At 72.6% G+C, this 18,856-nt stretch carries 19 protein-coding genes; 12 read left to right on the top strand and 7 right to left on the bottom strand.

Annotated features, from left to right (window positions below):
• Positions 1–77: 77 nt before the first annotated feature.
• The 6 genes from ACSNOD_RS08560 to ACSNOD_RS08535 all read left to right on the top strand — a co-directional run bounded on the left by ACSNOD_RS08560 (position 78) and on the right by ACSNOD_RS08535 (position 6,037).
• Entirely contained in the window at positions 78–1,469 is a 1,392-nt protein-coding gene (locus tag ACSNOD_RS08560; RefSeq protein ID WP_436766185.1) for an MFS transporter, read from the top strand.
• Positions 1,470–1,788: 319 nt separating this feature from the next.
• A complete protein-coding gene (locus tag ACSNOD_RS08555) occupies positions 1,789–2,022 on the top strand; it encodes a putative ATP-grasp-modified RiPP (protein ID WP_436766177.1) in 234 nt (77 codons plus the stop codon).
• Between the two features lie 3 nt (positions 2,023–2,025).
• Positions 2,026–3,009 (top strand): ATP-grasp ribosomal peptide maturase, encoded by a 984-nt coding sequence (gene tgmB / locus ACSNOD_RS08550; RefSeq protein ID WP_436766176.1) that lies wholly within the window; start codon positions 2,026–2,028, stop codon positions 3,007–3,009.
• A complete protein-coding gene (gene tgmC, locus ACSNOD_RS08545) occupies positions 3,006–4,205 on the top strand; it encodes an ATP-grasp peptide maturase system methyltransferase (protein ID WP_436766175.1) in 1,200 nt (399 codons plus the stop codon). Before tgmB ends, tgmC begins: the two co-directional genes overlap by 4 nt.
• A 135-nt stretch (positions 4,206–4,340) precedes the next feature.
• Positions 4,341–5,336, top strand: coding sequence for an aldo/keto reductase (locus tag ACSNOD_RS08540; RefSeq protein ID WP_436766184.1), 996 nt, complete (start codon positions 4,341–4,343; stop codon positions 5,334–5,336).
• A 113-nt stretch (positions 5,337–5,449) separates the two neighbouring features.
• Positions 5,450–6,037, top strand: coding sequence for a TetR family transcriptional regulator (locus tag ACSNOD_RS08535; protein ID WP_436766174.1), 588 nt, complete (start codon positions 5,450–5,452; stop codon positions 6,035–6,037).
• Positions 6,038–6,101: 64 nt separating this feature from the next.
• On the opposite strand, the gene ACSNOD_RS08530 is transcribed toward ACSNOD_RS08535, so the two are convergent.
• Complete coding sequence (locus tag ACSNOD_RS08530; RefSeq protein ID WP_436766173.1) at positions 6,102–7,484, bottom strand: glycine--tRNA ligase; 1,383 nt, start codon at positions 7,482–7,484, stop codon at positions 6,102–6,104.
• A gap of 232 nt (positions 7,485–7,716) precedes the next feature.
• Here ACSNOD_RS08530 and ACSNOD_RS08525 point away from each other — a divergent pair, with 232 nt between their 5' ends.
• The 4 genes from ACSNOD_RS08525 to ACSNOD_RS08510 are packed head-to-tail and all read left to right on the top strand — an operon-like array spanning position 7,717 to position 10,958.
• Positions 7,717–8,742 carry a metal ABC transporter substrate-binding protein gene (locus tag ACSNOD_RS08525; RefSeq protein ID WP_436766172.1) on the top strand — a complete coding sequence of 342 codons (1,026 nt, stop codon included), beginning with the start codon at positions 7,717–7,719 and terminating at the stop codon, positions 8,740–8,742.
• A gap of 41 nt (positions 8,743–8,783) precedes the next feature.
• On the top strand, positions 8,784–9,551 hold the full coding sequence (locus ACSNOD_RS08520; protein WP_436766171.1) for a metal ABC transporter ATP-binding protein: 768 nt from the start codon (positions 8,784–8,786) through the stop codon (positions 9,549–9,551).
• On the top strand, positions 9,551–10,507 hold the full coding sequence (locus ACSNOD_RS08515; RefSeq protein ID WP_436766170.1) for a metal ABC transporter permease: 957 nt from the start codon (positions 9,551–9,553) through the stop codon (positions 10,505–10,507). The genes ACSNOD_RS08520 and ACSNOD_RS08515 overlap by 1 nt, the downstream gene beginning before the upstream one ends.
• A gap of 22 nt (positions 10,508–10,529) precedes the next feature.
• The gene (locus ACSNOD_RS08510; protein WP_436766169.1) at positions 10,530–10,958 is read left to right on the top strand and encodes a Fur family transcriptional regulator; all 429 of its coding nucleotides are present in this window, start codon (positions 10,530–10,532) and stop codon (positions 10,956–10,958) included.
• Positions 10,959–11,090: 132 nt separating this feature from the next.
• On the opposite strand, the gene ACSNOD_RS08505 is transcribed toward ACSNOD_RS08510, so the two are convergent.
• The 4 genes from ACSNOD_RS08505 to leuA all read right to left on the bottom strand — a co-directional run bounded on the left by ACSNOD_RS08505 (position 11,091) and on the right by leuA (position 15,628).
• A complete protein-coding gene (locus tag ACSNOD_RS08505; RefSeq protein WP_436766168.1) occupies positions 11,091–11,924 on the bottom strand; it encodes an isoprenyl transferase in 834 nt (277 codons plus the stop codon).
• Between the two features lie 47 nt (positions 11,925–11,971).
• Positions 11,972–12,739, bottom strand: a complete 768-nt coding sequence (gene recO, locus ACSNOD_RS08500) for a DNA repair protein RecO (RefSeq protein ID WP_436766167.1) — start codon at positions 12,737–12,739, stop codon at positions 11,972–11,974.
• 163 nt (positions 12,740–12,902) lie between these two features.
• A complete protein-coding gene (locus ACSNOD_RS08495; protein WP_436766166.1) occupies positions 12,903–13,595 on the bottom strand; it encodes a TerB family tellurite resistance protein in 693 nt (230 codons plus the stop codon).
• Positions 13,596–13,855: 260 nt separating this feature from the next.
• On the bottom strand, positions 13,856–15,628 hold the full coding sequence (leuA, locus tag ACSNOD_RS08490) for a 2-isopropylmalate synthase (protein WP_436766165.1): 1,773 nt from the start codon (positions 15,626–15,628) through the stop codon (positions 13,856–13,858).
• 327 nt (positions 15,629–15,955) lie between these two features.
• Here leuA and ACSNOD_RS08485 point away from each other — a divergent pair, with 327 nt between their 5' ends.
• Together ACSNOD_RS08485 and ACSNOD_RS08480 are read left to right on the top strand one after the other, a co-directional pair.
• The gene (locus tag ACSNOD_RS08485) at positions 15,956–17,029 is read left to right on the top strand and encodes a M4 family metallopeptidase (RefSeq protein ID WP_436766164.1); all 1,074 of its coding nucleotides are present in this window, start codon (positions 15,956–15,958) and stop codon (positions 17,027–17,029) included.
• 64 nt (positions 17,030–17,093) lie between these two features.
• Positions 17,094–17,372: a protealysin inhibitor emfourin gene (locus ACSNOD_RS08480; RefSeq protein WP_436766163.1), complete on the top strand. Its 279-nt coding sequence runs from the start codon at positions 17,094–17,096 to the stop codon at positions 17,370–17,372.
• Positions 17,373–17,436: 64 nt separating this feature from the next.
• Here ACSNOD_RS08480 and era read toward each other — a convergent pair whose 3' ends face one another.
• Both era and ACSNOD_RS08470 read right to left on the bottom strand, forming a co-directional pair.
• The gene (era, locus tag ACSNOD_RS08475) at positions 17,437–18,402 is read right to left on the bottom strand and encodes a GTPase Era (RefSeq protein ID WP_436766162.1); all 966 of its coding nucleotides are present in this window, start codon (positions 18,400–18,402) and stop codon (positions 17,437–17,439) included.
• A gap of 48 nt (positions 18,403–18,450) precedes the next feature.
• Entirely contained in the window at positions 18,451–18,813 is a 363-nt protein-coding gene (locus ACSNOD_RS08470) for a cytidine deaminase (protein ID WP_436766161.1), read from the bottom strand.
• Positions 18,814–18,856 lie beyond the last annotated feature (43 nt).

Raw genomic sequence — 18,856 nt, 5'->3', positions numbered from 1 at the left:
CTCCCGGGGGCTCGGCCGGCGCCACCCCCTCCCCCGACCCGTCCCCCACGTCCGCGTCCGACTCTCCGGCCGAGTCCTTGACCGCCGCCGGCGGGCTGAGCGCGCTGGGCCTGTTCACCGTGCTGCTCGGCGCCGCGCTCCCCCTGATCGACTTCTTCATCGTCAACGTCGCCCTGCCCACCATCGACCGGGACCTCGGCGCCGGCCCGGCCATGCTGGAGCTGGTGGTGGCGGGATACGGCGTCGCCTACGCCGTCCTGCTCGTCCTCGGCGGCCGGCTGGGCGACACGTTCGGGCGCCGCCGGCTCTTCCTGGTCGGCATGGCGGCCTTCGGCGTGACCTCGCTGGCCTGCGGGCTCGCGCCCGACGCGTGGACGCTGGTGCTGGCGCGGGTGGCGCAGGGCGCCGCCGCCGCGCTGATGCTGCCGCAGGTCCTGGCGTCCATCCAGGCCACCACGGTCGGCCGGCGGCGGGCGCGCGCGCTCAGCCTGTACGGCTCGACGGCGGGCCTCGCGATGGTGGCGGGGCAGGTGCTGGGCGGCGTGCTGGTCGCCGCGGACGTCGCCGGCACGGGCTGGCGCTCGATCTTCCTGGTGAACGTGCCGGTGGTGCTGGCGGCGCTGCCGCTGGCGATCCGCTCGGTGCCCGAGACCCGCTCGGAGCGGCCGGCGCCGCTCGACGTGCCGGGCACCGTACTGCTGGCGGTCACGCTGTCCGCGCTGCTGGTGCCGCTGACGGAGGGGCGCGCGGCGGGCTGGCCGCTGTGGACGTGGGTGTCGCTGGCCCTCGTCCCCGTGGCGGGCGTCGCCTTCTACGTGGTCGAGCGCCGCGCCGACCGGCAGGGCCGCGTCCCGCTGGTGCCGCCGAGCCTGCTCGCCCTCCCCGGGCTGCGCCGGGGCCTGTCGCTGATCCTGCCGTTCTCGACGGGCTTCGGCGGGTTCATGTTCGTGATGGCCGTGGCGCTCCAGCAGGGCGCGCGGTTCGGCCCGGTGGCGGCGGGCCTGGCCCTGGTGCCGATGGCCGTGGCGTTCTTCCTCACCTCGCTCGCCGGCCCGCGGCTGGTGGGGCGGTACGGGGGCCGGGTGGTGACGGCGGGCGCGCTGCTCCAGGGGCTGGGGCTGGGCCTGTTCGTGCTGACCGTACTGCGCGGCTGGCCGGACCTGGGCCCGCTCGACCTGCTGCCGAGCATGGCGGTCGCCGGCCTCGGCCAGGGCCTCCAGTTGCCGACGCTGATCCGCATCGTCCTCTCGGACGTCCCGGCGGACCGGGCGGGCGTGGGCAGCGGGGTGATGGTCACCTTCCAGCAGTCGTCCCTCGCCCTGGGCGTCGCGACCCTGGGCACGCTGTTCCTGTCCCTCGAATCGACCTGGGGCATGCGGAACGCGCTGATCACAACGGTCTCGGTGCAGCTGGCCCTGATCGCCCTGACGGCGCTGCTGAGCCTGCGCCTCCCCCGCGACATCGCGTAACCGCCGGCACCGCCCGAGCGGCGACGCCCGCCGCGCGAGAGGGCTGTTTCGGCGGCCCGGGCCGGGAGTGTCCTCCCATGGGCTCGATGGCCCCAGCCCCCGCCCGCCGCCGGGCGCGCTGTTCATCGTCGCATTGCCTCCCCGATCCGCATACGTGCTGTGGTGTCTTCACCGCGATCCGCAGTGTTCGCGGTACTGGCCAGGGGCGGCGGCTGAGGCCCATCCTGCTCAGGCGGTAGCCGCCCGGCTGCCGCCTGGACGCAAGGGGAAGGACTCTCGCATGGCGATGCCGGCGCCCCCGTCTCCCACTCCCTGGGCCATGCGGCTGGTCACGGGCCGGCTGCCGGTCGGCCCGCCGTCGTACACGGTCGTCGAACTCGACCCGGCGACCCAGACCGCCGTCTACACCGACGCCGCCGGCGAGGTGGTGGAGATGGGCAAACACGGCACGTCCAAGACCACCGGGACCGCGTCGATGTCCGGCGGCGGCGACGGGCAGAACCCACAGCCACAGACGCAGGACGACCACACCACCGACTACGAGTCGGACTGATCGATGACGGCTCCCCTCGTCCTGATCGTCACGTCCCTGGAGGACGTCACCGCGGACCGCGTGATCGCCGCGCTGAACGAGCGCGAGGTGCCCCTCGCCCGCGTCGACCCGGCCGACATCGGCCCCGGCCTGACCTTCGGTGCCCGCATCGGTTCCGGAACATCGACCTGGGGCGGGCGGCTGCGGACTGCCGGCCGCGAGGTGGAGCTGGGGGAGGTGGCGGCGGTCTACTACCGCCGCCCCACCCCGTACGCGGCCCGCTTCGCGCACCTGCCGGCCCAGCAGCGGGACTTCGCCGTCGCCGAGGCCCGACACGGGCTCGGCGGCGTCCTGAGCCACCTGCGCGGCACCCGCTACGTCAACCACCCTCTGGCGGTCACGGCCGCGGACTTCAAGCCGGCTCAGCTTCAGGAGGCCGCCCGGCTCGGCTTGAGCATCCCGCCGACGCTCATCACCAACGATGTCGAGCAGGCACGAAGGTTCGCCGCCGACCACGGTCCCGTCATCTACAAGACGTTCCGCGGTCTGCCGCGCGACGAGGACGGGCACACCGGCGCCATCTGGGCCCAGCGCGTCGATCCTGAAACCTTCGACGCCTCCCTCGCCGTGACCGCACAGTTGTTCCAGGCGGAGGTCCCCAAAACGGGGGATGCGCGCGTGACCGTGGTCGGCTCGCGCGTGTTCGCTCAGCGCATCACCGCTCCGGACGGCGCCCTGGACTGGCGCAGCGGCGACTGGGGCGAGCTGGTCCACGTTCCCATCGCTGTCCCTGCCACGATCGAGACCGCACTGCACGGCTACCTGAGTGCGTTCGGCCTGGGTTTCGGCTGCTTCGACTTCGCCCTCACCGGTGACGGGGGCGCCCCCGAGCACTGGGTGTTCATCGAATGCAACCCCAATGGCCAGTGGGGCTGGCTTCCCGACGCCGACGCCATCACCCAGGCGTTCGCCGACATCCTGACACCGGAAGGAGGCGGAGCGCGATGACGACGCCCGCCGATCTGGACACCGACGCCGCACGACTGCGCAAGGCGATGACCAAGGCCCTTGCCGAGGACGGTGTGCTCGCCGATCCGGCCTGGCGACAGGCGGTCGAGAAGGTGCCGCGGCACGCCTTCGTGCCCGGTTTCTATCTGCCCGGCGAGGAGCGTGACGGGCAGGGACTGACGGTGTGGGAGCCGGTCACCGCCGAGCTCGACCGCGACCGATGGCTGGCCGCCGCCTACGCGGACACCACACTGATCACCCAGTTCGACGGCGAGGAGCCCGACTGGAAGGCCCCGGCCGTCCGACACGGCGGCGCCCCGACGTCCTCCGGCACGCTGCCGTCGCTGGTGGTGCGCATGTGGGCCGACGCCGATGTGTGCGAAGGGCACAGGGTGCTGGAGATCGGCACCGGCACCGGTTACTCGACCGCGCTCGCCTGCGAACGCCTCGGCTCCTCCGACGTCACGAGCATCGAGGTGGACGGCCGCCGGTTGGAGCAGGCGGCGGACGCGCTGTACTCCCTCGGGTACACGCCCGCGCTGGCGGTCGCGGACGGCCTGTACGGCTACTGGCCCGAGGCACCCTTCGACCGGATCGTGGCCGCCTGCTCCTTCCGCGCCGTCCCACCGGCGCTGCTCGCCCAGACCCGGCCCGGTGGGAAGATCCTGCTCACTCTCTCGGGCTGGCTCTACGGCTACGCCCGCGTCCTGCTCACGGTCACCGACGACGGCGCCGCCGAGGGTCACCTGCTCCCCGGCACCGTCTCCTTCATGTCCGCCCGCACCCACGCCGCGCCCGCCTTCGGCAACCCCGCCCACTGGGCCGCCGGCCTGCCCGAGACCCGTCGACCGGCCCGGCACGACCCGGAACGGATCACAGCCGCCACCAAGGAGGCGTTCCACCTGCGCTTCCTCGCCCAGTGCGCCGTGCCAGACGCCCAGATGGTCACCCTCGGCGAGAGCGTGCACCTGGTCGACGTCGTCACCGGCTCCGCCGCCACCCTCACTCCCACCGAAGGGACGTGGCAGGTGCGTGAGAGCGGCCCCGTGAACCTGTGGGAACGGATCGAACAGGTGCTCACCGCGTACGACGCGGCAGGCCGTCCGGGCCCGGAGGCGTTCGCCCTGCACGTCCACGACGGCGGGCAGCGCCTTCGACACCCACGAATGCCCGACCTTCCGCTGCCGCGGCCCTGAACGCGAACGGACAGCCGACAAGCCGGACCGCCGTCGTCCGGGCGGGCGGGCGCCCCCGTCACGGAATGACAGATATTGAAATCTGTCATTCCACCTGTCATGGTGGAGGGACACCCCACCAAGGAGGACACCCCTATGCGCACCCGCCCCCTCGGCACCACCGGTCCCCGCGTCTCCGCCCTCGGGCTCGGCTGCATGGGCATGTCGGCCCTCTACGGCGAGGCCGACCGGCAGGAGTCGATCGCGACTATTCACGCCGCGCTCGACGCCGGCGTCACCCTGCTCGACACCGGCGACTTCTACGGCATGGGCCACAACGAGCTGCTCATCGGCGAGGCCCTGCGCGGCAGCCCGCGGGGCCGTGAGCAGGCCGTGATCAGCGTGAAGTTCGGCGCCCTGCGCGACGCCGACGGCGGCTGGGCCGGATACGACGGCCGCCCGGCCGCCGTGAAGAACTTCCTCGCGTACTCGCTCCAGCGCCTCGGCACCGACCACATCGACATCTACCGCATCGCGCGGCTCGACCACGAGGTGCCGATCGAGGAGACCGTCGGCGCGATCGCCGAGGCCGTCCAGGCCGGGCACGTCCGGCACATCGGCCTCTCCGAGGTCTCCGCGGAGACCATCCGCCGGGCCGCCGCCGTGGCGCCGATCGCCGACCTGCAGATCGAGTACTCCCTCTTCAGCCGCGACATCGAGCGGGAGATCCTGCCGACCTGCCGCGAACTGGGCATCGGCGTCACCGCGTACGGCGTCCTCTCCCGCGGGCTGCTCAGCGGGCACTGGTCCCGCGACCGCGAGCTCTCCCGCACGGACTTCCGCGGCATGAGCCCCCGCTTCTCCGGCGAGAACCTCGACCGCAACCTGGACCTCGTCGACGCCCTGCGGGAGATCGCCGAGCGCAAGGGCGTGACGGTCGCGCAGATCGCCATCGCCTGGGTCCTCGCCCGCGGCGAGGACATCGTGCCGCTGGTCGGCGCGCGCACCCGCCCCCGCCTCGCGGAGGCCCTGGCCGCGACGGACGTCGCCCTCGACGCCGCCGACCTCGCCGCCATCGAGGCGGCGATCCCCCCGGGCGCGGCGGCCGGCGACCGCTACCCCGCCGCCCAGATGACCCACGTCGCGCGCTGACCGGCGGCCGCCGCCCCGGGGGCCCCGGCGGGAACCGGCGAGAACCCGCGCCGGAGGCGAGAGGGTAGCGTCCGGGGGTACACCTCCGGAGACGAGAGACGAGAGGCCCCGCCGTGCCGCCCGAGACGCTGACCCCCGCCCGCATCCTGGAGGCCACCGAGGACGTGCTGCGCCGCTTCGGCCCCGGCAAGGCCACGGTCGTGGACGTGGCCCGCGCGCTGGGCGTCAGCCACGGCTCCGTCTACCGCCACTTCCCCAGCAAGGCCGCGCTGCGCGAGGCGGTCACCGAGCGCTGGCTGAACCGCACCTCCGAGCGGCTCGCCGCGCTGGCCGAGGGCCCGGGGCCCGCCCCGGAGCGGCTCTCCCGGTGGCTCGGCGCGCTGTTCGAGGCCAAGCGGCACAAGGCGGGCGACGACCCCGAGCTCTTCGCCACCTACATGGTGCTGATCGGCGAGAACAGCGGCGTCGTGGAGCGGCACATCGCCGATCTCGTCGGCCAGCTGACGACGATCGTGGAGGACGGGGTGCGGCAGGGCGCCTTCGCCGCCCCCGAGCCGGACGCGGCCACCGCCGCGCGGGCGGTCTTCGACGCGACGAACCGCTTCCACGACCCGGCCTACGCCGGCGACTGGTCCCGCCCGGACATCGAGCGCGCGCTCGACGCCGTACTCGCCCTCGTCCTGCGCGGCCTGGCCCGCTGACACAGAAGAACCCGGCGCCTTGACGGCACCGGGTTCTCCTCTGTCGCTTCGTCGACCGCTCAGGTCAGCAGCCGAGCAGGCGCCCACCGAGGTACGACTGGATCTGGTCCAGCGACACCCGCTCCTGCTTCATCGTGTCGCGCTCACGCACGGTCACCGCGTTGTCGTCGAGCGTGTCGAAGTCGACCGTGACGCAGAACGGCGTGCCGATCTCGTCCTGGCGGCGGTAGCGGCGCCCGATCGCACCCGCGTCGTCGAACTCGATGTTCCAGTGCTTGCGCAGGTCCGCCGCCAGGCCCTTCGCCTTGGGCGAGAGCTGCGGGTTGCGGGACAGCGGCAGCACCGCGACCTTGACCGGCGCCAGGCGCGGGTCCAGCCGCATCACGGTGCGCTTCTCCATGACGCCCTTGGCGTTCGGCGCCTCGTCCTCGACGTACGCGTCGAGCATGAAGGCGAGCATGGCGCGGTTGACGCCCGCGGCCGGCTCGATGACGTACGGGGTCCAGCGCTCGCCGGCCTCCTGGTCGAAGTACGACAGGTCCTGGCCCGACGCCTCGGAGTGCGACTTGAGGTCGAAGTCCGTGCGGTTGGCCACGCCCTCCAGCTCGGAGAACTCGGAGCCGCCGAAGTTGAAGCGGTACTCGATGTCAGCGGTGCGCTTCGAGTAGTGGGACAGCTTCTCCTTGGGGTGCTCGTACCAGCGGATGTTCTCCTCGCGGATGCCGAGGTCGCGGTACCAGTTCCAGCGCTGCTCCATCCAGTACTCGTGCCACTGCTCGTCCTCGCCCGGCTTGACGAAGAACTCCATCTCCATCTGCTCGAACTCGCGGGTGCGGAAGATGAAGTTGCCCGGGGTGATCTCGTTGCGGAACGACTTGCCCATCTGGGCGATGCCGAACGGGGGCTTCTTCCGGGAGGTCTGCTGCACCTGGGCGAAGTTGGTGAAGATGCCCTGCGCGGTCTCGGGGCGCAGGTACGCCTTCGAGCCGGTGTCCTGGGTCGGGCCGAGGTGGGTCTCCAGCATGCCGGAGAACTGCTTGGGCTCGGTGAACTGGCCCTTCACACCGCAGTTGGGGCAGTTGATGTCGGCCAGGCCGTTCTCCGGCAGCCGGCCGTGCTTCGCCTCGTACGCCTCCTCCAGGTGGTCGGCGCGGTGGCGCTTGTGGCAGGAGGTGCACTCGGTGAGCGGGTCGGAGAAGGTCGCGACGTGACCGGAGGCCACCCAGACCTCGGGGGCCAGGATCACGGAGGAGTCGATACCGACCACGTCCTCGCGGGAGGTGACCATCGCGCGCCACCACTGGCGCTTGATGTTCTCCTTGAGCTCCACACCGAGCGGCCCGTAGTCCCAGGCGGCCCGCTGGCCGCCGTAGATCTCGCTGCACGGGTAGACGAAGCCACGGCGCTTGCTCAGGCTGACGATGGTGTCGATCTTGTCGGCGGCCACGGTGCTCTCTTCATTACGACGAAGCGGTCAGGTGGGGTCCGCCCGGCGCCCGCTCATAAAACCGTGCGGCCCGCTGCGGCCCAGCGAATGCTTCAGGTTACCGGCGGCTGGGGCCCCCGGATCAAATCGGTGCCCGTTCCGTCCGCAAAGGCGATCAAGAAGATCGGGAGAGAGGATCGGAAGGAGGTCCGATCGCCCACTCAATTGACAATCGTTTCCATTTTTGTTGAAAATGAGTGTCATGAACGCACGATGCCACCCGTCCCGCCGAATAACCACCGCCACAGCGGCGCTGGCCGCTGCCGCCGTGGTGCTCGGCACCGTGTCCGGCTGCTCCTCCGACTCCTCGTCCGGCGGCGCCGGCGCGGCCGGGAAGCTCGACGTGGTGGCCTCGTTCTACCCCATGGAGTACCTGGCCGAGCGGATCGGCGGCGAGCACGTGGCCGTCACCCCGCTGACCAAGGCCGGCGTGGAGCCGCACGACCTGGAGATCAAGCCGCAGCAGCAGGCGCGGCTCGGCGAGGCCGACATGGTCCTCTACCTCAAGGGCCTCCAGCCGGCCGTGGACAAGGCCGTCGGCGAGGCCAAGGTCAGGAACACCGTCGACGCCGCCTCCCTCACCTCCCTGGAGAAGCACGGCTCGGAGGTCGGCCACGACGGCCACGAGAAGGGCCACGAGAGCCACGACGAGGGCCACGGCGAGGGCGGCCACGACCACGGCTCCGAGGGCGGCAACGGCTCCGACCCCCACATCTGGCTCGACCCGGTGAAGTACGCCGAGGTCGCCAAGGGCGTCGGCAAGGCCCTGGAGAAGGCGGACCCGGACCACGCCGCCGACTACCGCAAGAACACCGACGCCCTGGTCAAGGACCTCGGCGACCTCGACAAGTCCTTCGCCGACGGCCTGCGGAACACCGAGACCAAGACCTTCATCACCGCCCACTCCGCCTTCGGCTACCTCGCCGAGCGCTACGGCCTGGTGCAGGAGGCCATCAGCGGCCTCGACCCCGAGTCCGAGCCCAGCCCGGCCCGGGTCAAGGAGCTCCAGGAGACCGCGAAGAAGGACAAGGTCACCACGGTCTTCTTCGAGACCCTGGCCGGCGACCGCATGGTCAAGAGCCTGGCGGCCGACACCGGCCTGAAGACGGACGTGCTCGACCCCGTCGAGGGCATCACCGACTCCTCGCGGGGCGACGACTACCTCGCGGTGATGCGGGCCAACCTCACGGCGCTGCGCACCGCGCTCGGCGCCAAGTGAGCCGTCCCCCGACAGCAGCAGCGATGGAGGCGCGGACCCTCATGGAGCAGCCGGTCATAACCCTGGAAGGCGTGACCGCCACGCTGGGCTCGCGCCCGGTGCTGCGCGGCGTCGACCTCACCGTGCGCCGCGGCGAGGTGGTGGCGCTGCTCGGCGCCAACGGCTCGGGCAAGTCCACGGCCGTACGGGCCGCGATCGGCCAGGTGCCGCTCACCGGCGGCCGTCTGGAGCTGTTCGGCACCCCCCTGCGCCGCTTCCGCGACTGGTCGCGCATCGGCTACGTACCGCAGCGCACCACCGCCGCCAGCGGCGTGCCCGCGACCGTACGGGAGGTGGTGGCCGCCGGGCGGCTGTCGCGCACCCGGCTGCTGCCGCCGCGCAAGGCGGACCGGGCCGCGGTGCGCCGCGCCCTGGAGCTGGTCGGCATGGCCGACCGGGCCAAGGACTCGGTGAACGCCCTCTCCGGCGGCCAGCACCAGCGGGTGCTGATCGCCCGCGCGCTGGCGGCCGAACCCGAGCTGCTGATCATGGACGAGCCGATGGCCGGCGTGGACCTGGCGAGCCAGCAGGTGCTGGCCGACACCCTCCGCGAGCAGGTCGCGGGCGGCGCGACGGTGCTGCTGGTCCTCCATGAGCTGGGCCCCCTGGAGCCGCTGATCGACCGGGCCGTGGTGCTGCGCGACGGCTGCGTGGTGCACGACGGGCCGCCCCCGGAGGCCGTGGGCCAGCACGCCCTGCCGGGCCATGACCATGTCCACCCGCACGCCGACGAGAGTGCGGAACCGATGCGTACGGGGTTGCTCACCTGATGGAGATCCTGAACTACGCCTTCATGCAGCGGGCGCTGATCGCCGCCGTACTGGTGGGCGTCACGGCCCCGGCGGTCGGCATCTACCTGGTCCAGCGCCGCCAGGCCATCATGGGCGACGGCATCGGCCACGTGGCCCTCACCGGCGTCGCCCTCGGCGCGCTGACCAGCACCAACCCGGTGTGGACGGCCACGGTCGTGTCCGCGCTCGGCGCCGTCGCCATGGAGCTGATCCGCTGGTACGGCAAGACCCGCGGCGATCTGGCGCTGGCGATGCTCTTCTACGGCGGCATGGCGGGCGGCGTGCTGCTGATCAACCTCGCCCCCAACGGCTCCACCAACAACCTCACCAGCTACCTCTTCGGGTCGATCACCACCGTCTCCGACGAGGACGTGTGGGCGATCGCCCTGCTGGCCGCCTTCGTGGCCCTGGTCACCCTGGGGCTGCGCCGGCAGCTCTTCGCGATCTGCCAGGACGAGGAGTTCGCCCGGGTCACCGGGCTGCCGGTGCGGACCCTCAACCTGCTGCTGGCCGTCACCGCGGCGGTGACCGTCACCGTCGCCATGCGCGTGGTCGGCCTGCTGCTGGTGAGCGCGCTGATGGTGGTCCCGGTGGCCGCCGCCCAGCAGGCCACCCGCGGCTTCGGCGCGACCATGGCGCTGTCGGTGGGCATCGGCGTCACGGTGGCGCTGGCGGGCACCACCTTCTCCTTCTACGAGGACGTGCCGCCCGGCGCCAGTATCGTGCTGCTCGCGATCGCCGCCTTCGCCGTGGTCACCGCGCTGGCCGTGCCGCTGACCCGGCGCCGGAACCGGGGACGTGGCGCGCCACCGACCGGGGAAGAGTGCACCTGGAGGACTCCCGGCGAGCCCTCGCCCGGGGACGACGTAAGGGTTCAACCGTCCGGGAGCACGTCACCTGGCACAATGGGGCAGGCGGTGCGGAAGGACCGGTAGGCGAGTTGAGGAGGCATCTGTGGTGACCGCGGCAAGCCGGGAAACCAACACAGCCCCAGTGCGCGGCCGGTCCACCCGGCAACGAGCCGCCGTCGCGGCCGCGCTGGACGAGGTGGACGAGTTCCGCAGCGCGCAGGAACTGCACGACATGCTCAAGCACCGCGGTGCCTCCGTCGGCCTGACCACGGTCTATCGCACGCTCCAGTCGCTGGCCGACGCCGGCGAGGTCGACGTGCTGCGCACCAGCGACGGCGAGGCCGTCTACCGCCGGTGCAGCACCGACGACCACCACCACCATCTGGTGTGCCGGGTGTGCGGCAAGGCGGTCGAGGTGGAGGGCCCCGCCGTGGAGAAGTGGGCGGACGCGATCGCCGCCGAGCACGGCTTCCAGGATGTCGCCCACACGGTGGAGATCTTCGGCACGTGCGGGGACTGCGCGAGCACCGCGTAACCCCGGACGCGAAACGCACGAGCCGTACGGCCCGTACAGACCGCAGGAACCACGATGGCGCCGGACCCGCGAAGGGGCCGGCGCCATCGCCGTACGGTCGGCCGGGACGGCCTGTCGAGCCGGGGCGGCCGGTCAGCCGTCCCGGCGCTCGGCCGCGAGCAGCTCCTCGTTGGGGATCGCGCCCCCGAAGCGGCGGTCCCGGGAGGCGTACTCCAGGCAGGCCCGCCACAGGTCCCGGCGGTCGAAGTCCGGCCAGAGCACGTCCTGGAAGACCATCTCGGCGTAAGCGCTCTGCCAGAGCAGGTAGTTCGAGGTGCGCTGCTCGCCCGAGGGGCGGACGAAGAGGTCCACATCGGGCATGTCGGGGTGGTACAGGTACTTGGCGAAGGTCCGCTCGGAGACCTTCTCCGGGTCCAGCACGCCGGCCCGCACGTCGCGGGCGAGCGCGGCCGCCGCGTCGGCGATCTCGGCCCGGCCGCCGTAGTTGACGCACATGTAGAGGGTCATGGCGTCATTGCCGCGGGTCATCTCCTCCGCGATCTGGAGCTCGTTGACGACGCTCTTCCAGAGCTTGGGCATGCGGCCGGCCCAGCGGATGCGGATGCCCATCTCGTTCATCTCGTCCCGCCGCCGCTTTATGACGTCGCGGTTGAAGTTCATCAGAAAGCGCACTTCCTCGGGGGAGCGCTTCCAGTTCTCGGTGGAGAAGGCGTAGAGCGAGAGGTTCTGGACGCCGAGTTCCAGACAGCCCTTGAGGACGTCCAGCACGACGGTCTCGCCGACCTTGTGGCCCTCGGTGCGCGGCAGCCCGCGCTCCTTGGCCCAGCGGCCGTTGCCGTCCATCACGATGGCGACGTGGTTCGGCACCAGCTCGCCCGGGATCTTGGGCGGCCGGGCGCCGGACGGGTGCGGGTCCGGTGCCCGGTACTCGCGTCGGGAACGGCCCAGAATCCCGCGTCGTGCCATGCGGTCCACGTCTCCTCGTGTCAATCGGGACTAGTCGTTGTCGAAGGTCACCGGGGCGCGGCGGGCGTGGACTGCTCCACGTACCGCAGCGAGCGCAGCCCCCGCTCCAGGTGCCAGTGCAGATAGGCGGCCACGAGCCCGTTGCCCTCGCGGACGTGCCGCGGCTCGCAGGCGTCCGCGGTCGCCCAGTCCCCGGTCAGCAGCGCGCCCAGCAGCGCCAGCGACTCCGCAGAGGGTACGACGCTTCCGGGCACACGGCACTCCGCGCAGATCACACCGCCCGCCGCCACCGAGAAGAACCGGTTGGGGCCGGGCATGCCGCACTTGGCGCAGTCGTCGAAGCTGGGGGCGTAGCCGTTGACGGCCAGCGAGCGCAGCAGGAACGCGTCCAGCACGAGGTGGGGTTCGTGGTCGCCCTGGGCGAGCGTGCGCAGCGCCCCGACGAGCAGCAGGTACTGCTGGACCGCGGGCTCGCCCTCGTGGTCGGTGAACCGCTCGGCGGTCTCCAGCATGGCCGTGCCGGCGGTGTAGCGGGCGTAGTCGGTGACGATCCGCCCGCCGTACGGGGCGATGGTCTCGCTCTGGGTGCACAGCGGCAGACCGCGGCCCACGAGCTCGCCGCCGCGGGCGAAGAACTGCACGTCCACATGGGAGAACGGCTCCAGCCGGGCGCCGAACTTCGACTTGGTTCGGCGCACGCCGCGGGCGACGGCGCGGACGCGGCCGTGGCCCCGGGTGAGCAGGGTGATGATCCGGTCCGCCTCGCCCAGCTTCTGGGTGCGCAGCACGATGCCGTCGTCGCGGAACAGACTCATGGGCCCATTGTCCCGCACGCCGGGGTGCGCCCCGGCACACAGGCCCGGACGCGGCGCCCCGCCGGCCCCCGAGCGCGGGCGCCGTACGGACCGGCCGCGGGCGGCGTACGGGCCGCGCGGCGTCGCCGGGGTGCCGGGCCCGTACGAGCCCCGCGCGCGCTCGTTACGAGGGCGTGCGGGCCGCCGCGGCGAGGAGCCGCTCCGTGTCCTCGTGGTCCATCGTCAGCGCCCGCCCGACCGCCCCCAGGGCCTCCCGCTCGGCGGGCCGGTACGGCCCGTCGGCCAGGGCGATCCGCGCGCCCTGGAGCAGGATCGACTCCCGGCCCGTCGGGGCGAGGTGCGGGGCCAGCGGCTCCAGCGCCTCGTGGAGCTCGATGGCGAGCGCGGAGCCGCCGCCGTCCGCGCCGCCGCAGGCGTCCGCCTCGCTGTACGGGCCGGGCAGCCGCCCGGTGTCCGCGGCGAGCGCCTCGATCAGGGCCAGCAGCTGGCCCTCCGTGCAGTCGCTGAAGCCCGCCTGCCGCACGGCCTCCACGGCGGCCTCGCGGACCGCGCGGGCCTCGGTGCCGCCGGCGGCCAGGACGGCGAGGGCGACCGTGTGCACGGCGTCGCGCAGCATCGCGGAGAAGCGGGTGGTGGTGGGGTGGTCGAGCACCTCCGCGCCGAAGTGGGTGCGGCAGGAGGAGCACTGGACGACCGGGCCGGCGGTGCCGCGCGGCAGCAGGGGCACCCCGAGCACGACCAGCCGCTGCCGGCCGACGCGGCGGCGGTAGTTGCGGTCACCCCCGCAGTCGGGGCAGAAGAACTCGCCGTCGCCGATCGTGCGCCATGTCGTGCACAGTCCCCATACGCGCAGCATTTTCGCGCTCCTCCGGCGGATCGCCCGAAACGTCCCTGCACGGTCCGCCGTCGAGCAGTGACGCTTCGGCGACGACGCCCGCGTGGACGTGATGTTAGCCACATGCGTGATGCGCCGTCAGCACCCCGTACGGGGCATGGTGGGGGCCCTCGCCCCCGGCGGGGCGCACGGTCCCTCGAAAGCGCCGGTCAGAGGGACCGTGGCCCGGGGCGCGGCCGCCCCGCCGTCGGCGCGTCGGCTCGTCCGGGCGCCGCCGCCCGTCAGCCGCGCGCGGCCCGGTTGACCGCGGAGACCACGGCCTTCAGCGACGCCCGCGTGGTGTTGGCGTCGATGCCGATGCCCCACAGCACCCGGCCGTCGATGGCGCACTCGATGTACGAGGCGGCCTGCGCGCTCGCGCCCTCGCTCATCGTGTGCTCGGTGTAGTCCAGCAGCCGGGCGTCGACCCCGATGGCGCCCAGCGCGGCGAAGAACGCCGAGATCGGGCCGTTGCCGGTGCCGGTGAGCAGCGTCGGCTCGCCGTCCACCACGGCCTCGACGGTCAGCTCGTCGCCGCCGTCGGCCGTGGCCGTGGTCCGTACCGAGCGCAGCGCGATCCGGCCCCACGGGTTGTCGGGGTTGGGCAGGTACTCGTCCCGGAAGACCGACCAGATCTGCGCGGGGCTGACCTCGCCGCCCTCCGCGTCCGTCTTCGCCTGGATGATCTTCGAGAACTCGATCTGCATCCGGCGCGGCAGGTCCAGCTTGTGGTCGTTCTTCAGCACGTAGGCGATGCCGCCCTTGCCGGACTGGGAGTTGACCCGGATCACGGCCTCGTAGGAGCGGCCCACGTCCTTGGGGTCGATGGGCAGGTACGGCACCGCCCACTCGATGTCGTCGACCGTCGTGCCGGCCGCCGCCGCGTCGGCCGCCATGGCCTCGAAGCCCTTCTTGATGGCGTCCTGGTGGGAGCCGGAGAAGGCGGTGTAGACCAGGTCGCCCGCGTACGGGTGGCGCGGGTGGACGGGCATCTGGTTGCAGTACTCGGCGGTGCGGCGGATCTCGTCGATCTGCGAGAAGTCGATCTGCGGGTCGACGCCCTGGGAGAACAGGTTCATGCCCAGGGTCACCAGGTCGACGTTGCCGGTGCGCTCGCCCTGGCCGAACAGACAGCCCTCGATCCGGTCGGCGCCCGCCATGATCGCCAGTTCGGCGGCGGCGACGGCCGTGCCGCGGTCGTTGTGCGGGTGGACCGACAGGCAGATGTGCTCGCGGCGCGACAGATGGCGCGACATCCACTCGAAGCGGTCGGCGTGGGTGGAGGGCGTGGAGCGCTCGACGGTGGCCGGCAGATTGAGGATGATCTCGCGGCCCTCCTCGGGCTGCCAGACGTCCATCACGCCCTCGCAGACCTCCAGCGCGAAGTCCAGCTCGGTGTCGGTGAAGATCTCCGGGCTGTACTGGTAGCCGAAGACCGTCTCGTCCCCGAGGATCTTCTCGGCGTACTCCATCACCAGCCGAGTGCCGTCCGTGGCGATGGCCTTGACCTGCTCCCGGGAGCCGCGGAAGACGACCCGGCGGAAGACCGGCGCGGTGGCGTTGTACAGGTGGACGGTGGCGCGGTGGGCGCCGCGCAGCGACTCCACGGTGCGCTCGATCAGCTCCTCGCGCGCCTGGGTGAGGACGGAGATCGTCACGTCCTCGGGGATCGCGCCCTCCTCGATGATCGAGCGGACGAAGTCGAAGTCCGTCTGCCCGGAGGAGGGGAAGCCGACCTCGATCTCCTTGTAGCCCATCCGCACCAGCAGGTCGAACATGGCGCGCTTGCGGGCCGGGGACATCGGGTCGATCAGGGCCTGGTTGCCGTCCCGCAGGTCCGTGGAGAGCCAGCGGGGGGCGCGGGTGACGCGGTTGTCGGGCCAGGTGCGGTCCGGGATGTCCACGGCCTCGTACGGGCGGTACTTGTGGACCGGCATGCCGGAGGGCCGCTGGGTGACGGTGGCGGCGGTGACGGGGGTGGGGCGGCCGACGCGCTGGTCGGATGCGGAGGTCATGTGCGCTGGGCTCCTGTCGGGGCGGCTGCGAGGGCCGACGGGACGGCGGTGGGCAACACCGGACTCCGCGGGGAGGGGGTCGGCCTCGTGTCTACAGGCCCTCGCCGCGGCAGCTAAGAAGAAGCAGCCCGAAACGCATGATGTGCGGCAGCCTAACCGAGCCGCGCGGGACGCCCCACCCCCGTATCACTATGCGAAACGCGGCATGCGCCAGGGGTTCACAGAACGCGGTCGTTGGCACGGGCAAACGGTGATCAACCACTCTATTTCAGCAATCGAGGTGGCAACCGGTGACAGGGTCGTGACCGCGTGCCACATTCCTTGGGCATGCAGCATCTCTCATCCTCCGGGCCGCCGCCCGTGTTCTGCACGATCGTGCCGCCCCATGTCCTCGACAAGCTCGCCCGCGCCGACGACCCGGCGATCGCCGGGCCCGCCCGCCGCACCCTGGAGAAGGACGCCGCGCAGCGCACCCGCCGCCGGCTGACCACCGTCATCGGCGCTCCCGCCGTCGCCGCCGATGTCACCGCCACCGGAGCCCCCCGCCGCACCGTCCACGACGCCCAGGGGAGCGAGCGGCTGCCCGGCGTGGTGGTGCGCCGGGAGGGCGAGCCGCCCGGCGCGGACGCCACCGTCAACCGCGCCTACAGCGGCCTCGGCGCCACCTTCGAGCTGTTGCTCTCGGCCTTCGGGCGCGACTCCATCGACGGCTCGGGGCTGCCGCTGAACGCCACCGTCCACTACGGCGAGCAGTACGGGAACGCCTTCTGGGACGGCGAGCGCATGGTGTTCGGCGACGGGGACGGCGAGGTCTTCCTCGACTTCACCGTCGCGGTGGACATCATCGGCCACGAACTGGCCCACGGCGTCACCCAGTACACCGCGAACCTGGAGTACTTCGGCCAGTCCGGGGCGCTCAACGAGTCGGTCTCCGACGTCATCGGCTCACTGGTCAAGCAGTACGCCCTCGGGCAGACCGCCGAGCAGGCGGACTGGCTGATCGGCGCCGGGCTGCTGGCGCCGCGCGTCACGGGCGTGGCGCTGCGCTCCCTGAAGGCCCCGGGGACGGCGTACGACGACGACGTGCTCGGCCGGGACCCGCAGCCGGCGACCATGGACGGCTACGTCCGCACCGGCCGCGACAACGGCGGGGTGCACATCAACTCCGGCATCCCCAACCACGCCTTCTACCTGCTGGCCACGGACCTCGGCGGGCACGCCTGGGAGCGGGCCGGGCAGGTCTGGTACGACGTCCTCACCGGCGGCCGGCTGGCCGCGGACGCGGAGTTCTCGGACTTCGCCCGGCTCACGGTGGCCGCGGCGCGCGCCCGCTACGGCGAGGGGGACGTGCACGAGGCCGTGCTCAAGGCATGGCAGCGGGTGGGCGTCGAAACGGCCTGAAAAGTTCCGTTCCCACCCCCGCGGCGGTCCGTAGCCCGGCCGCCGCAGGGGTAGGGATGCCCGTATGCGAATCGAGGTCGTACGGACCGGTGGTTTCGCCGGGATCGAGCGCCGCGCCGTGGTCGACACGGCGGGGCGCTGCGACGCGCGGGAGTGGGAGGCGCTGGCCGAGCGGGTGCTGCGCCGCGCCCGGGACGCGCCGCCGCCCGGGACGCCGCTGGGCGTGCCGGACGGCTTCGGCTACGAGATCACGGTCGACGGCCGGACGGTGCGCACGGCCGATCCGCGCCTCTCGGAGGAGGAGCGGGAGCTGATCACGCGGGTCCTCAAGGAGGGCGCGTAGCCGCCGGGGCGGCCGCACGCCGGGGCGGGGAGCCCCGCGGCCCCGTGCGTGAACCCCGGGGGCCTCAGAAGCCCAGCTTGCGCAGCTGGCGGGGGTCGCGCTGCCAGTCCTTGGCCACCTTGACGTGCAGGTCGAGGAAGACCGGGGTGCCGAGCAGCGCCTCGATGTGCTGCCGGGACTTCGTCCCGACCTCCTTGAGGCGGGCGCCCTTGGGGCCGATGATGATGCCCTTCTGGCTGGGCCGCTCGATGTAGACGTTGGCGTGGATGTCGAGCAGCGGCCGGTCCGCCGGCCGCCCCTCGCGCGGCAGCATCTCCTCGACCACGACGGCGATCGAGTGCGGCAGCTCGTCGCGCACGCCCTCCAGGGCCGCCTCGCGGATCAGCTCGGCGACCATGATCTGCTCGGGCTCGTCGGTGAGGTCGCCCTCGGGGTAGAGCGCGGGGCCCTCGGGGAGCAGCGGCACGAGCAAGTCGGCGAGGAGCGAGACCTGCTTGTCGCCGGTGGCCGACACGGGGACGATCTCGGCCCACTCGATGCCGAGTTCCCGTCCCAGCTGGTCGATGGCGACGAGCTGCTCGGCCAAGCGCTTGGAGTCGACCAGGTCGGTCTTGGTGACGATGGCGATCCGCGGGGTCTTCTTGATGCCCGCGAGCTCCTTGGCGATGAAGCGGTCGCCGGGGCCGATCTTCTGGTCGGCCGGCAGGCAGAAGCCGATGACGTCGACCTCGGCCCAGGTGGTGCGGACCACGTCGTTGAGGCGCTCGCCGAGCAGGGTCCGGGGCTTGTGCAGGCCCGGGGTGTCGACGAGGACGAGCTGGGCGTCCGGGCGGTGCACGATGCCGCGCACGGTGTGCCGGGTGGTCTGCGGCCGGTTGGAGGTGATCGCCACCTTCGTCCCCACCAGCGCGTTGGTCAGGGTCGACTTGCCCGCGTTGGGGCGGCCGACGAAGCAGGCGAAACCGGCGCGGTGAGCGGGCGCCTGGGGCGCGGCCTGGGACTGAGGGGAACGGTCACTCATGGCGTCCATTCTCCCCGATGCCCGTGGCCGCGCCGACCAGAGCCGTCGGCGGTGCGGTCAGCCCGCCGTGACGGTGCCGCGCAGCGCCCCGTCGGGGCCCGCGAGCAGGACGGGCGTCGCCGGGCCGCCCAGGTCCCGTACGGCGGCGCGGTCGGCGTCGGCGGGGGCATCGGCCTCGGTGACCACGGCGGCGGCCTCCAGCGAGGTGGCGCCGCTGGCCACGGCCATCGCGACGGCGGTGCGCAGCGCGCTCAGCCGGAGCGAGTCGAGCTCGACGGTGCCGGCGACATAGGTGCGGCCGGTCTCGTCGCGCACGGCCGCGCCCTCGGCCACGCCGTTGCGGGCGCGGGCGGAGCGGGCCAGCGTAATGATCTTGCGGTCCTCGGGGGCCAGCGGGGTGTTCTCCGTGTTCTCCGTCATGCGGTGAGCATAGAGAACGCCCCGCCGGCCCCCGCGGCCCCCG

The sequence above is a fragment of the Streptomyces sp. URMC 123 genome, assembly GCF_051386515.1.
Classification (GTDB): Bacteria; Actinomycetota; Actinomycetes; order Streptomycetales; family Streptomycetaceae; genus Streptomyces.
This window is presented reverse-complemented; position numbering and strand designations above follow the sequence as displayed.

Coding starts and splice junctions, on each gene's coding strand:
- ACSNOD_RS08555 (WP_436766177.1), top strand. CDS start 1,789: ATGCGGCTGGTCACGGGCCGGCTGCCGGTCGGCCCGCCGTCGTACACG.
- tgmB (WP_436766176.1), top strand. CDS start 2,026: ATGACGGCTCCCCTCGTCCTGATCGTCACGTCCCTGGAGGACGTCACC.
- tgmC (WP_436766175.1), top strand. CDS start 3,006: ATGACGACGCCCGCCGATCTGGACACCGACGCCGCACGACTGCGCAAG.
- ACSNOD_RS08540 (WP_436766184.1), top strand. CDS start 4,341: ATGCGCACCCGCCCCCTCGGCACCACCGGTCCCCGCGTCTCCGCCCTC.
- ACSNOD_RS08525 (WP_436766172.1), top strand. CDS start 7,717: ATGAGTGTCATGAACGCACGATGCCACCCGTCCCGCCGAATAACCACC.
- ACSNOD_RS08520 (WP_436766171.1), top strand. CDS start 8,784: ATGGAGCAGCCGGTCATAACCCTGGAAGGCGTGACCGCCACGCTGGGC.
- ACSNOD_RS08515 (WP_436766170.1), top strand. CDS start 9,551: ATGGAGATCCTGAACTACGCCTTCATGCAGCGGGCGCTGATCGCCGCC.
- ACSNOD_RS08505 (WP_436766168.1), bottom strand. CDS start 11,924: ATGGCACGACGCGGGATTCTGGGCCGTTCCCGACGCGAGTACCGGGCA.
- recO (WP_436766167.1), bottom strand. CDS start 12,739: ATGAGTCTGTTCCGCGACGACGGCATCGTGCTGCGCACCCAGAAGCTG.
- ACSNOD_RS08495 (WP_436766166.1), bottom strand. CDS start 13,595: ATGCTGCGCGTATGGGGACTGTGCACGACATGGCGCACGATCGGCGAC.
- leuA (WP_436766165.1), bottom strand. CDS start 15,628: ATGACCTCCGCATCCGACCAGCGCGTCGGCCGCCCCACCCCCGTCACC.
- ACSNOD_RS08485 (WP_436766164.1), top strand. CDS start 15,956: ATGCAGCATCTCTCATCCTCCGGGCCGCCGCCCGTGTTCTGCACGATC.
- ACSNOD_RS08480 (WP_436766163.1), top strand. CDS start 17,094: ATGCGAATCGAGGTCGTACGGACCGGTGGTTTCGCCGGGATCGAGCGC.
- era (WP_436766162.1), bottom strand. CDS start 18,402: ATGGACGCCATGAGTGACCGTTCCCCTCAGTCCCAGGCCGCGCCCCAG.
- ACSNOD_RS08470 (WP_436766161.1), bottom strand. CDS start 18,813: ATGACGGAGAACACGGAGAACACCCCGCTGGCCCCCGAGGACCGCAAG.